Source organism: Oryzomonas japonica, from assembly GCF_008802365.1.
Lineage (GTDB): Bacteria > Desulfobacterota > Desulfuromonadia > Geobacterales > Pseudopelobacteraceae > Oryzomonas > Oryzomonas japonica.
The window spans coordinates 12,780-26,160 of the sequence record NZ_VZQZ01000013.1 but is presented as its reverse complement, the minus strand read 5'-3'; the positions used below and the strand labels follow the sequence as shown (position 1 = coordinate 26,160).

13 protein-coding genes are annotated in these 13,381 nt (G+C 58.3%); 8 read left to right on the top strand and 5 right to left on the bottom strand.

What is annotated here, in order from left to right; genetic code table 11:
* Position 1: 1 nt before the first annotated feature.
* Positions 2–676 (bottom strand): serine O-acetyltransferase, encoded by a 675-nt coding sequence (gene cysE / locus F6V25_RS16310; RefSeq protein ID WP_149305550.1) that lies wholly within the window; start codon positions 674–676, stop codon positions 2–4.
* 226 nt (positions 677–902) lie between these two features.
* On the opposite strand from cysE, the gene F6V25_RS16305 reads away from it, so the two are divergent.
* The gene (locus F6V25_RS16305) at positions 903–2,528 is read left to right on the top strand and encodes a fumarate hydratase (RefSeq protein WP_151129670.1); all 1,626 of its coding nucleotides are present in this window, start codon (positions 903–905) and stop codon (positions 2,526–2,528) included.
* A gap of 68 nt (positions 2,529–2,596) precedes the next feature.
* Here F6V25_RS16305 and F6V25_RS16300 read toward each other — a convergent pair whose 3' ends face one another.
* The 3 genes from F6V25_RS16300 to F6V25_RS16290 form a co-directional block, all read right to left on the bottom strand.
* Positions 2,597–3,151, bottom strand: coding sequence for a YbhB/YbcL family Raf kinase inhibitor-like protein (locus F6V25_RS16300; RefSeq protein ID WP_338045606.1), 555 nt, complete (start codon positions 3,149–3,151; stop codon positions 2,597–2,599).
* Complete coding sequence (locus F6V25_RS16295; RefSeq protein WP_151129669.1) at positions 3,151–3,639, bottom strand: adenosine-specific kinase; 489 nt, start codon at positions 3,637–3,639, stop codon at positions 3,151–3,153. The genes F6V25_RS16300 and F6V25_RS16295 overlap by 1 nt, the downstream gene beginning before the upstream one ends.
* Before the next feature lie 79 nt (positions 3,640–3,718).
* Positions 3,719–6,103, bottom strand: coding sequence for an ATP-binding protein (locus F6V25_RS16290; protein WP_151129668.1), 2,385 nt, complete (start codon positions 6,101–6,103; stop codon positions 3,719–3,721).
* 257 nt (positions 6,104–6,360) lie between these two features.
* Between F6V25_RS16290 and F6V25_RS16285 the strand changes: the two genes are divergently transcribed.
* From F6V25_RS16285 to F6V25_RS16260, 6 genes are all read left to right on the top strand, one after another.
* A complete protein-coding gene (locus F6V25_RS16285; RefSeq protein ID WP_151129667.1) occupies positions 6,361–6,822 on the top strand; it encodes a YaiI/YqxD family protein in 462 nt (153 codons plus the stop codon).
* A 106-nt stretch (positions 6,823–6,928) separates the two neighbouring features.
* Complete coding sequence (locus F6V25_RS16280) at positions 6,929–8,566, top strand: ABC-F family ATP-binding cassette domain-containing protein (RefSeq protein WP_151129666.1); 1,638 nt, start codon at positions 6,929–6,931, stop codon at positions 8,564–8,566.
* 197 nt (positions 8,567–8,763) lie between these two features.
* Positions 8,764–9,984: a 30S ribosomal protein S1 gene (gene rpsA / locus F6V25_RS16275; protein ID WP_151129665.1), complete on the top strand. Its 1,221-nt coding sequence runs from the start codon at positions 8,764–8,766 to the stop codon at positions 9,982–9,984.
* A gap of 239 nt (positions 9,985–10,223) precedes the next feature.
* Positions 10,224–10,670, top strand: coding sequence for a MarR family winged helix-turn-helix transcriptional regulator (locus F6V25_RS16270; protein ID WP_149305543.1), 447 nt, complete (start codon positions 10,224–10,226; stop codon positions 10,668–10,670).
* 80 nt (positions 10,671–10,750) lie between these two features.
* Complete coding sequence (locus tag F6V25_RS16265; RefSeq protein WP_151129664.1) at positions 10,751–11,344, top strand: YceI family protein; 594 nt, start codon at positions 10,751–10,753, stop codon at positions 11,342–11,344.
* A gap of 101 nt (positions 11,345–11,445) precedes the next feature.
* Positions 11,446–12,222, top strand: a complete 777-nt coding sequence (locus F6V25_RS16260) for a DODA-type extradiol aromatic ring-opening family dioxygenase (protein WP_151129663.1) — start codon at positions 11,446–11,448, stop codon at positions 12,220–12,222.
* A 162-nt stretch (positions 12,223–12,384) separates the two neighbouring features.
* Here the strand turns inward: F6V25_RS16260 and F6V25_RS16255 are convergent, their stop codons facing one another.
* The gene (locus F6V25_RS16255; protein ID WP_246167076.1) at positions 12,385–12,705 is read right to left on the bottom strand and encodes a cytochrome C; all 321 of its coding nucleotides are present in this window, start codon (positions 12,703–12,705) and stop codon (positions 12,385–12,387) included.
* Positions 12,706–12,904: 199 nt separating this feature from the next.
* Between F6V25_RS16255 and F6V25_RS16250 the strand changes: the two genes are divergently transcribed.
* Positions 12,905–13,276 (top strand): c-type cytochrome, encoded by a 372-nt coding sequence (locus F6V25_RS16250; protein WP_151129662.1) that lies wholly within the window; start codon positions 12,905–12,907, stop codon positions 13,274–13,276.
* The last annotated feature ends 105 nt before the right edge of the window (positions 13,277–13,381 follow it).

The following is a 13,381-nucleotide window of genomic DNA, read 5'->3' as shown; positions in this document are numbered from 1 at the left end:
ATCAGCCGTTGATTTTCTTTTTCAGCGCCTCGTGTTCCTCGGCCAGGGTGGCGTACTTTTTCTCCAACTCGCGAATCTGGTCGAACAGACACGAAATCGCCTTGGCCTCCGGATCGGGCAGTTGGCCGTGTTGCAGGTCGGGGCGAAGCTCTTCCTTCTTTTCCTGGGCCATGACCACCCGACCGGGGATGCCCACCACGGTAGCGTTTTCCGGGACCTCCTTGACCACCACCGAGTTGGAGCCTATCTTGGCCCCCTTGCCGACGGTAAACGGTCCCAGCACCTTGGCCCCCGAACCGATCACCACGTTATCGCCCAGGGTCGGATGGCGCTTGACCTTGTCCCAGGTTACCCCGCCCAAGGTCACGCCGTGGTAGAGGGTCACGTTGTCGCCGATCTCGGCCGTTTCCCCGATCACCACCCCCATGCCGTGGTCGATGAAAAACTTGCGGCCGATCTTGGCGCCCGGATGGATTTCGATGCCGGTCAGGAAACGGCCGAGATGGGAAATGAAACGTCCCAGGAAAAACAGCTTGTTGATCCAGAACCAATGGGCAATACGATATATCCAGAGGGCGTGCAGGCCGGGATAGCAGAAGATGATCTCCATGGCATTGCGGGCGGCCGGATCGCGTTCAAAGACGGAGTTGATATCCTCGCGCAGGTTCTTGAACATGGTGAAACTCCCGTACAAACAGTTGAAAATTGTGGTACAGGATTAACATAGGCCCACTAAATCTGTCAATTTTTATCACCTGTTTTGTCGTAAACTTAGCTCTCGACAAAGGGCGTACTTTTCACTAAGATGCGCCCATTACGTCTTGTATACAAAACACTTTTTACTCGGCATCCAACCATAGCAACAAAGCCGAATTTCCGGCAACGAAAGGAGAACCACAGCCATGTCCACCAAACCGTTCGTTTATCAGGAACTCTTCCCCCTTGCCACAGATGAAACCAAGTACCGTAAGGTCGAGGGAAGCGAAAAGTACGTCGAAATTGCCGAATTTGCCGGCAAGCAGGTTATCAGGGTCTGTCCCGAGGCGCTCACCGTTCTGGCCAATGAGGCCATGCGGGACGTTTCCTTCCTGCTGCGCCCCGCGCACAACGAGCAGGTGGCCAAGATCCTGAGTGATCCCGAAGCCTCCCAGAACGACAAAGGGGTCGCCATGGCGTTCCTGCGCAACGCCGAGATCTCCGCCCAGTTCGAGCTTCCGGTCTGCCAGGACACCGGCACCGCCACGGTCGTCGCCAAGAAAGGCCAGCAGGTCTGGACCGGCGTCAAGGACGAAGAGTGGATCTCCAAGGGGGTCTACAAGACCTACACCGAAGAGAACCTGCGCTACTCCCAAACCGTGGCCCTGGACATGTACAAGGAAGTCAACACCGGCACCAACCTCCCGGCCCAGATCGACATCGCGGCCACCGACGGCGACTACTACAAATTCCTGTTCATGGCCAAGGGTGGCGGTTCGGCCAATAAGACCATGCTCTTCCAGGAGACCAAGGCCCTGCTCACCCCGGGCAAACTGGAAAAATTCCTGGTGGAAAAGATGAAGTACTTGGGCACCGCCGCCTGTCCTCCCTACCACATCGCTTTCGTCATCGGCGGCACCAGCGCCGACGCCTGCATGAAGACCGTCAAACTGGCAACCGCCAAAGAGCTGGACGGCCTCCCCACCCAGGGGAACGAGCACGGCCAGGCCTTCCGCGATCTGGAGCTGGAAGCGAAACTCCTTGAGGCGGCCCAGAAGTTGGGCATCGGCGCCCAGTTCGGCGGCAAGTATTTTGCCCACGACGTGCGCGTCATCCGTCTGCCGCGCCACGGCGCATCCTGCCCGGTGGGCATGGCGGTATCCTGTTCGGCCGACCGCAACATCAAAGCCAAGATCACGAAACACGGCCTGTTCGTCGAGGATATGGACCGCAACCCCGGCCGCCTGATCCCCGACCAGTACCGCGGCAAGCACGGCCACGGCGTCAAGATCGACCTGAACAAGCCCATGAAGGAAATCCTGGCCGAACTGACCAAGCACCCGGTTTCCACCCCCCTCCTCCTGAGCGGCACCATCGTGGTGGGCCGCGACATCGCCCACGCCAAGTTCAAGGAGATCCTGGATAGCGGCAAGCCGCTGCCCGAGTACCTGTTGAAGCACCCGATCTACTACGCCGGACCGGCCAAGACTCCGGCTGGCAAGCCCTCGGGCTCCTTCGGCCCCACCACCGCCGGCCGCATGGACTCCTATGTGGACGAACTGCAATCCCACGGCGGCGCGATGATCATGATAGCCAAGGGTAACCGCAGCCAGCAGGTTACGGACGCCTGCAAGAAATACGGCGGGTTCTACCTCGGCTCCATCGGCGGCCCGGCCGCGGTCCTGGCCGAGGAAAACATCAAAAAGGTCGAGTGCATCGATTTCCCGGAACTGGGGATGGAAGCGGTCTGGAAGATAGAGGTGGAGGACTTCCCGGCGTTCATCCTAGTGGACGACAAGGGGAACGACTTCTTTAAACAGCTTGGTTTGTAGAGATTATTTGATACGATGCAACGCCGAATGGCCACAGGGGACTGTGGCCATTTGCACATACTCTCACCTCACCGCCTCTTATACGTCCCCATCAACTCCCCCTTACCCAAAACATGCCCCTGCATGGCCCGTTCAAGATCGCCCTTGGTGGTGGAGCTGCCGAGCTTCAGCACGGTATCCAGGGCATAGACCCTGAAAAAATAGCGGTGGGTCCCGGACGGCGGACAGGGGCCGCCGTAGCTGTTCCGATGCCAGTCGTTCTTCCCCTGGACGGCCTTGGGCGGCAGGCCGTGCTCGGGGATCTCCCGCGTCTGGGGCGGGATATTCCACACCACCCAGTGCACCCAGTCCCCCATGGGCGCATCAGGGTCATCCATGACCAGCGCCAGGCTCTGGGTGGCCTGCGGCACCTTAGCGATGACGATGGCGGGACTAGTGTCGTCCCCGTCGCAGGTGTGGCGGGACGGTATGGCCTCCCCGTGGCTAAAGCCCGGACTCGAAATGGTCAACGTTTCCATCCTGCGTCCCCCCTTTCCCTGAGCGGTCGCGCACAGCCCCCCAAGCGTTGCCAGCAGCAATGCCGCCAGTACGCGCCCCACATTCTTCCGCCCTCGCCATTTCATTACAGCTTGTAGCCTATCGTGCGCAACAGGCCGTGCCGTTGCTGGCGTTCTTCAACCGATTCCACCCCCTTGGGGGCATAACCGTCGATCACCCCGAGGATGCCCCACCCCTGCATGGTGGAGGCGACGATCACCTGGAGTGGGTTGGCCGTGGCGCAATAGACGCAGCAGACCTCGGGGCAATTTTTTACCTGGTTGAGGATGTTGATGGGATAGGCATCCCGCAGCAGGATGCAGAAGACATGGCCGGCGCCGATGGTCTTCAGCACGGTGGCACATCCTTTGATCAGCCCGTCGTCGTTCCCCTCGGTTCGGATCAGGCAGGGGCCGGACGCCTCACTGAAGGCGACACCGAAGCGGGCCTGAGATACCGTGGTGGCGATGGCCTCATAGAGGTCCTCGGCGGTTTTGATGAAGTGGGTCTGGCCGAGGATGATGTTGCACCCTTCGGGATAGTCGATCTTGACGTTATGAATCTCCAACTGCATACCCCCTCCTTTGCGCCCGTTATTTCGGACGCTTCCATGATCGTTGCATTGCAATCGGGACGGCCGCGCTGAATTCCCCTTATCTGTCCAGTATCTCCCGCACCTTCCACAGAAGTTCCTGCGGCCGGACCGGCTTCATGACAAGCTCGATCCCTCCATCATCCACGCCGCGATTCCGAATGAAATCAGCAGTGTATCCGCTGGCATAGCACACCTTTATGTCCGGTTGCAGCCGCCAGATCTCTGCAACAGCCTCTTGACCGCTCTTTCTGGGCATGATGATATCCATGAGGACCAAGTGAATCTTACCACGGTTTGCCATGAATTTCTCGACAGCCTCCTGTCCGTCCTCCGCCAGGATCACCTGATAGCCGTACTGAGTCAGGATATCGTCTAAAAGCCTGCGCACACCAGCTTCGTCCTCGGCCACAAGGATCGTTTCTGTCCCGCCGTCGGGAACAACCGGCTCCCCCGTTTCTTCCTGCGGTCCCTGCCCTCCCTCACTCAGCGGTAGATATATCCTGAAGGTGGTGCCGTGTCCCGGTTCGCTGTAGACAGTGATAAAACCGTTATGCTGCTTGACGATCCCGTAGACGATGGCCATGCCGAGGCCGGTTCCCTTGCCTTGCTCCTTGGTGGTAAAAAACGGCTCGAAGATCCTCTTGCGGGTCTGTTCGTCCATGCCGCAGCCGGAATCGGAAACCGCTATGCAGGCATAACGGCCCGGCGTACCGTAACCATGGGTAGTGATAAAGGAGTCGTCAACATCCAGGGTGTTCGTTTCGATGTTCAACAGCCCCCCCATTTGCATGGCATCCCGAGCATTGGTGGCCAGGTTGATCAGGACCTGTTCGATCTGGGCGCTATCCACGCGAACGGTGATCTCAGGGCGATTGCAGATGGTTCTGAGCTGGATATCCTCACCAATGACCCGGGCAAGGAACTTCTGAACATGCTGTACAATACCGTTGAGGTCGGCCAGCCTGAAATCCATGACCTCCTTGCGGCTGAAGGTGAGCAGTCCACGGGTCAACTGGGCCGCCTTCTCGGAAGAGGCGACAATCTGCTCGACCTCATCACGCTGGTGCGTATCCAACGTCGGGTCCATCTGCAACAGATTGCAATACCCCATGATAACCGTGAGCACATTGTTGAAGTCATGGGCCACCCCTCCCGCAAGCTGGCCGATGGCCTCCATCTTCTGGGCCTGCCGGAGTTGCTCCTCCATGGCCCTCTGCTCGGTCATGTCATAGGCCAAGGAAAGCAGGCACTGGCGACCGTCAACCGTGATGAGTTCGCCGTAATACCTGCAGGTGATGTATTTTTTATCCTTTGAGCACAAGCGCAATTCAACGCCCGAGGTGCGGCCCTTTTCTCCAAATTCGGTCAGCAGCACCTGTCGCTGGTCCGGCGTGATCCAACCAAGCTCAAGCGATGCCCTGCCGACGGCCTCCTGACGGCTGAAGCCGGAAAGCTCGACGAATTTTTTGTTCACATCCAGAAAGCGTCCCTCTTCAAACGTACTGATCGTCATGATGATGGGGGCGTTGTCAAAGGACTTGGAGAACTTTTCCTCGCTGAGGCGCACGGTTTCCTCAATCTGTCGCCGCTCGGCAATTTCCTCTTCCAGAACGATCGTCTGCTCCTGGAGCGCCTCCTGGGCCACCTCACGCTCTACGATTTCATGTTCCAGCGCCACGGTCTGTTCATAAAGCTCCGTGGTCATGCGCCCCAACCTGCGGGTCCCGAATCCGATGCCCCCCAGACCCAGCAGCCAGATGAAGGCGTGGTTGATATATACCCCCCGCATCTCTTTGGCCAACATTGCATAGATCGGTTCCAGGGGGACAGAGACGCTCAGCCCTCCCCGTACATCCCCCTCATGGTACCCCTGGGGCGCATGGCACTTGAGGCAGGGTTTGTCGGCAAAGAGCGACTTCATGTAGCGATAGTACGGTTTGCCGTCGATATGCTCTATCTCGCCGACCTCCGTAACACCCCGTTCGAATGTCTGTAGCACCCCCTTTTCCCAAAGGTCGGGGGCGTTCTCGGCCCTGATCGGTTTGAGGCTGGTGATATGGCCACGGCCGGTCCCTGTGTATTCCTGGGCCATTTCAAACACCTGACGCGTCATGTAGGCCGGGTTCATCAAGGTCAACCGCTTACCGGAGGGGGTGGTTATATCCCGCTCGGGGATGTGGGACAGGTAGGGATTGGGTTGGGTGGATTCCGTCACCGGCACGTACACGCCGCCATGGCGGGATGCCCAGCGGCGGTAGAGGAGATCCTTCTCGAAGAACGCCTGACTCTGCATCTTGCCGAGCAACAGCACATCCTCCTGATGTTGCCGGTGATCCCAGTACAGCGAGTACGCCACGAGCAATGTCCAGAACACCGCAATGATGGCGCCGAAACGCTGTATGCGGTTTCCGGGGGTAAGTCCGGTAGATGCGCCCTGTTGCATATGCCTCCCCCGTGCCTCGGCACGGCACCTATGCCAAAAAAGCTTCGTTATTATTTTTGTAATTTTATCACAAATTGCCGGACAAGCAATTGCCTTCGGTCGCGACCGACTTGACTCAAATTAATATGTAACCGTAGGTCGTTGTGGAAGGAACAACATGAGGACTCCGGCCAACACAGTGGCTCTCTTTAGAAGGGACACCGGGCAGTATCTGTGATAGTCTTACACCTTTATCCCATGTTCACCACGGAGCACCCATGCGCATATGGATCGACGCCGACGCCTGCCCGCGGGTCATCAAGGAGATCGTCTTCCGGGCCTCGGAACGTCTCGATATCCCAGTCTGCCTGGTGGCCAACACCAGCTTGGCGAAACATCATTCCCGCCTGATCGATTCGGTGGTGGTGAGCGAGGGCTTTGACGTTGCCGACGACTACATTGCCGAACATGCCACCCCGGAAGACGTGGTCATAACCGCCGACATCCCGCTGGCGGCACGGATTGTAGCCAAGGGTGCGGTGGGGCTCGACCCGCGGGGCGAGTTCTACACCGAAGAAAACGTAGGCGAGCGCCTCTCCATGCGCGACCTGATGATGGAACTGCGCGATGCGGGCGTGGTACAGGGGGGGCCGGGCCAGTTCGGCGCGACTGACCGCCAGCGCTTTGCCTCCTCCCTGGACAGCCTGCTGACCCGAATGATCAAGGGGAGGAAACACTGAATTAACGATTGCTGTTGAGGCGGCAATGATGATATAAATAGTAATTGACCTGAGCCACAGGGATCGCCCCTGTGGTTTTTTATTTGTTTGAAAGGAACCGATACACATGATCACCGCTTCAAATGTCGCACTTTCCTACGGCAAACGCATCCTCTTCAAGGATGTGAACATCAAATTTACGCCAGGCAACTGCTATGGCCTGATCGGGGCCAACGGCGCCGGCAAGTCAACCTTTCTCAAGATACTCTCGGGGGAAATCACCCCGGACAAAGGGGAAATCGCCCTCGGTCCCCGGGAGCGCCTTGCTGTGCTGCGCCAGGACCAGTTTGCCTTTGACGAGGAGACGGTCTTCAACACGGTTATCAGAGGGCATGAAGAGCTTTACAAGATCATGGTCGCACGGGAGGCGATCTACTCCAAGGCCGACTTCAGCGAAGAGGATGGCGTCCGTTCGGCGGAGTTGGAGGCCGATTTTGCCGAGATGAACGGTTACGAGGCCGAGTCGGAGGCAGCGGTGCTGCTGAACGGACTGGGCATCCCCGAGGAACTCCGCACGAAAAAGATGAAGGAGTTGGAGGGTGGTGACAAGGTGCGCGTGCTGCTGGCCCAGGCCCTGTTCGGCAATCCGGACGTGCTGCTCCTGGACGAGCCGACCAACAACCTGGACCTGAAATCCATCTCCTGGCTGGAGGATTTTCTCTTCCGCTTCACCAACACGGTGATCGTGGTCTCCCATGACCGCCACTTTCTCAATCAGGTCTGCACCCATACCGCCGACATCGACTTCAGCCGCATCCAGGTCTACGTGGGCAACTACGATTTTTGGTACCACGCCAGCCAGTTGAACCTGAAGCAGCGCCAGAACGAGAACCGCAAGGTGTCGGAGAAGGCGGAGGAGTTGAAGGCCTTTATCCAGCGCTTCTCATCCAACGCATCCAAGGCCAAGCAGGCCACCTCGCGCAAGAAACTCCTGGACAAACTGACCCTGGAAGAAATGCCGGTCTCGTCGCGCAAGTACCCCCACGTCATGTTCAAGGCGGAACGCCCCTGCGGCGACATTATCCTGGAGATAACCGGCCTCACCAAGGAGATTGACGGGGTGAAGGTGCTGGATAACCTGGACTTGATCATCCGCAAGAACGACAAGGTAGCCTTTGTCGGTGGCAACGGCCTGGCCCGCACCACCCTGTTCCAGATCCTGGCCGGCGAACTGGAGCCGGACAGCGGCTCGTTCCGCTGGGGCGTGACCATTACCAACGCTTATTTTCCCAAGGAGAACAGTAGCTATTTCGAGAAGGACCTGAGCCTGATCGACTGGTTGGGACAGTATTCGCCCCCCACCGAGGGCGAAACCTTTGCCCGGGGGTTCCTGGGGAGGATGCTCTTCTCCGGCGACGAGGCCATGAAGAAGACCTCGGTCCTCTCCGGCGGCGAGCGGGTACGCTGCATGCTGTCCCGCATGATGCTCTCCGGCGCCAACGTGCTGATCCTGGACGAGCCGACCAACCACCTGGACCTGGAGTCGATTACCGCCCTGAACGACGGGCTCATCGCCTTCCCGGAGGTAGTGCTGTTCGCTTCCCACGACCACGAGTTCGTGGCCACCATTGCCAATCGGATCATCGAAATTACCCCCGGCGGCATCATCGACCGCGTCATGGCGTTCGACGAATACCTGGAGAGCGAAGATGTGGTCCGGGAGCGGGACGAGTTGTACCACGGCCATGCAGAATTGAGCCTGTAGGGAGTCCCGACAACCGGTTATGCCTCTCTGTCACCCCGCCCCGTTGCCATCCGCAGCGGGGCGTTTTCGTGTCTGCACAAAATACATTTGCATCCCAAACAGATCATGGCAATATACTTAGTACGATCAAACGATGACCGCCATTAAGGCGGCGCAACGATCAGGCGGGAGATATTATTCACACGAACGGGGATACCATGCTAGACAACGACGACCTGGAACAACCAAACGAAGATGAGTCTGAAGGCGAAAGCTTTGCCGAGATGTTCGAGCAGAGTGCGAAACAGCATACCCGGTGGCTGGAGCCGGGGCAGAAAGTGACGGCGCGGGTATTGAAAGTCGGCACGGAATGGATCTTCATCGATACCGGCCAAAAGGGCGAAGGTGTCGTCGATGTGAAAGAATTCATGGACCTGGATGGTCATGTGACCGCAAAAATCGGCGACAGCATCGCCGCCTATTTCCTCTCGTCGAGCCACGGCGAGATGCGCTTCACCACCAGGATCGGCGGCGGCGCATCGGGCAATGCCCAACTGGAAGAGGCATTCCAGAGCGGCGTTCCGGTGGAAGGGATGGTGGAGAAGGAGATCAAGGGAGGGTACGAGATCAAGCTGGCCGGTACGACCCGCGCTTTCTGCCCATTTTCCCAGATGTCGCTGCGCCGCACCGACAACCCGGCCGCGTTTATCGGCACCCGCCTGCCGTTCCGCATCACCGCCTACGATGAAAAGGGCCGCAACATCGTGGTCTCCCGCCGCGCCCTGCTGGAAGAGGAACAGCGCCGTCTCAGGGAAGAGGTCCAGGCCGGCATCAGCGAAGGCATGACGGTCAGCGGCACGGTCACCTCCCTGCAAGACTATGGCGCCTTTGTGGATATCGGCGGCCTGGAAGGGCTGCTCCCCATCTCCGAGATCGGCTGGAGCAGGGTCAAGGATGTGAGCGAGGTTCTGAGCGTCGGCCAGCAGATAAAGGTGGTAATCAAAACCATCGACCGGGAGAAGGAGCGTATCTCCCTGAGCCTCAAGGACACCCTGGCTAACCCGTGGGACCTGGCGGTGCAGACCTATCCCGAGGGTTCCTTCCATACCGGCGTTGTTTCGCGCCTCGCCCCTTTCGGCGCCTTCGTCACCCTGACCGACGGGATCGACGGGCTGATCCACATCTCAAAGTTGGGAGGAGGCAAGCGTATCAACCACCCGCGCGAGGTGCTCAAAGAGGGTGAAGCCATCGAGGTCAAGGTCGAGAGCGTTGACCGCGCCGAGCGACGGATCTCCCTGAGTCTGGCCGGTGCGGCCCGGGCCGCCGAAGAGGAGGAGGCCACCCTGTCCGAGTTCCGCCGCCAGGCGGATGAGGCGCCCACGGGAATGGGGACATTTGGCGACCTGTTGCTTGCCAAGGCCAAAAAGAACAAAAAGTAGCGTCATGGGGGTTACGCCGCCCATAACCGTTACGCGACGGGGCAAGGAACGACGGCAGATACGGTTTCCTTGCCCCGTTCTTTTGTGGGGCAACAGAAATTAATGGCCCCTTCCGCACGGCGTCTCACGCGGTTTCATAGTTACGACAACCCCGTGCAAAAACATGTTGACAGGGTGATGCAAATCATATAGTTTAATATTAAACAATATGACATTAAGTAATTATTCGAGAAGAGCCCATGAAACCGACCGACACCACAACCTATCGCGCTTTAAACACCTACACCAAACTGATGCGCGCAGCGGAATCGGTGACCAGCCGCGTGGGACGCAACATGGCGGCTGCCGACCTGACCATCAGCCAGTTTGGGGTATTGGAGGCGCTGCTGCATAAGGGTCCATTGTGCCAACGGGACATCGCGGCTAAGATCCTCAAGAGCACCGGCAATATCACCCTGGTCATCGACAACCTGGAAAAGAGAGGCTTGGTGCGACGCGAACGCATCAACGAAGACCGGCGCTACCTGACCATCCAACTCACCGACCATGGGTTGGAACTGATCCACGAAGTCTTTGCCAGGGTTGAGGCGGCAATTGTGGCGGAAATGAAGGTACTTACCCACGACGAGCAGGAGACCCTGGGGACCCTGTGTAAAAAACTCGGTTTACGGGAAGGGAGGGGATAGGAGCAGGACGTTTTTTTTATTCAGATAGTTTGACATTCAATCACACTACTTTAAACCACTTGTAGCGAAAGGAGAATCACATGAAACGCATCATCACCGCCATCAGCATGATCATCGCCCTCGCCCTGCCCGGCCTGGCTGCAGCATCCAGCTGGACTATCGATCAGGATCATTCCAATGTCGGCTTCAAGGTCAAGCACCTGATGGTCAGCAACGTTAAAGGCGAGTTCCGTAACTTCAACGGCACGCTGGAGATCGACGACAAGGACGTGACCAAGTCAAAGGTCTCCGTCAACATCGAGACTCCCTCCATCACCACCGGGGTCACCAAGCGGGACGATCATCTGAAAAGCCCCGACTTCTTTGATGTGGCCAAATACCCGGCCATGACCTTTGTCTCCAAAAAGGTCAAAAAAGCTGGCAACAACAAACTGAAAGTCTACGGCGATCTTACCCTGCACGGCATAACCAGGGAAGTTGTGCTTGACGTGGAAGGCCCCACCAAGGCCTACAAAGACCCCTGGGGCAACACCAAACGCGGTGCAACCGCGACCACCAAGGTCAATCGCAAGGACTTCGGTCTGACCTGGAACAAAGCCATAGAATCGGGCGGCGTGATGGTCGGCGAAGAGGTCACCATCACCCTGGAAGTGGAATTGCTGCAGAAAAAATAGCGTCGGGTCTTGCGACTCGGCACGGTAACACCATCCCCCTGAGGGCCGGAGAACCGGTTCGGATTCCCGGCCCTCAGGGGGATTGCACGAGGTGAAATACCATGAGACCAATCCTACCGACACTTTTCATCTCCCACGGGGCCCCCACCCTGTTGATCGACCCGGTACCGACCCGCGACTTCCTGCTCACACTGGGTGCCAACATGGAACGGCCGCGGGCGATTGTCTGCATCTCGGCCCACTGGACCACCCGCGTCCCCACGGCGACCCATACGACGCAGCCGGACCTGATCTACGACTTCGGCGGCTTTCCCGATGAACTTTACCGCATGACCTACCCGGCTCCGGGCGACCCGGCTCTTGCCGAACGCATCACCCAACTCCTGGAGAATCATGACATCGAGGCGAGCCGGGATGTGACGCGAGGCCTCGACCATGGGGCCTGGGTGCCGCTCAAGCTGATGTATCCCCACGCGGATATCCCGGTGGTCCAACTGTCGGTGCAACCGCACCTGAGCCCGGCCCACCATATGGCAATCGGAGCGGCCCTCCGTCCCTTGCGGGAGGAGGGGGTGCTGATCCTGGGCAGCGGCTCGGCGACCCACAATCTCAGGGATTTTTTCGGGCGGGCCATCGACGCGCCGCCGCAGCCGTATGCCAAGGAATTTGATGACTGGCTCTGCAAGGCCGTGGAGATCAATGACCGGGACTCGCTGCTGGATTACCGGAATACGGGACCGAATGCCTTGGCTAACCACCCGACGCCGGAGCACTTCCTGCCGTTGTTTGTCGCCATGGGGGCCGGAGACGCGGGCAAAGTGCTGCACCGGGCCTTCACCTACGGGGTTATCTCCATGGGAGCCTTCGCCTGGGAGTAATCATTGCCTTAGCCGCATCCGCGTAAGACGTACAAAAAGGGCGGCCGCTTTTTCGGAAAGCGGCCGCCCTTTTTTGTCCCCTTTGTTGCCATCCGCACCCATGCCGGCGTCCCGCACGCGAACCGCCTGCGGGACGCCGGCTCCAAGATGGGCGGCTGCCTGCTATTTCGTCTTGGCGGGGGAGAGTGTCTTCAGGTAGGAGACGAGTGAAGCCAGGTCAGGAGAACCGGCCGGGAGGGCCTTCCCCTTGAGCGCTTTCACAATGCACTGGTTCACAACCTTTTCAAGCTTTTTAGGGGCAGAGGCAGCGGCCTTTTCCAGCCCACTGCCCCCAGGATGGCAACTGGCGCAACTTTTACCGTTTGTCCCCAGGGCGGTGCTGTTGAACAGCTCTTTACCCCGCTCAGGGGAGGGTGAAACGGCTGCCATTGCACTACTTACCGACACGGCCAACAGGGTGAGAATTGCCACGGACATTTTCATGCTGTTGCTCCTTGAATGAAATGAATTCCTCTCAGGAGATGCTACCCGTGAAGTTCTCTTTGTCAAATTGTGTTAGAACCAAAAAAGGCAAAAACGCCCCCGCGAATGCGCCGCGGCAGCGGTATACACATTTGCCGCCGGCCCAGGTTTGGAATAGAGTGTACGAAATCTGTATTATCAGCATAAAAGGAGATGCCCCATGCGCTGCAACCATGCCCTTATTTTACTCGCTGCACTGTTTGCTCTGACCGCAACCGCGGCCTGTACCAAGAATGACGCCAACAGACCGGTGGAAAAGCCCTCCGAACAGACGGCGTCGGCCCCGGCACAAAAACAGACCGGAGAACAACTCTTCAAAGCCAAATGCGCCCAATGCCACAAGATCAAGGATCAGGGCGGCGTGGTCGGCCCCGATCTGACAGCCATCGCCTCCCGGAAAGATGCTGCCAGCCTCCAGGACTTCATCAAAGATCCCAAAAAACAAAACCCCTCAACCGCCATGCCGTCCTTCGCCGACCTGCCGGCCGACGACCTCAAGGCTATTGTCGACTATCTGGGTAACCTCAAGTAATTTGCACAATTTTCCTATCCGGACACGACAAAGGGTTAGCCTGACGGCTAACCCTTTGTCGTGTCCGGGCGCATCTATCCATACCTATTTTCTCACCAGTAACCG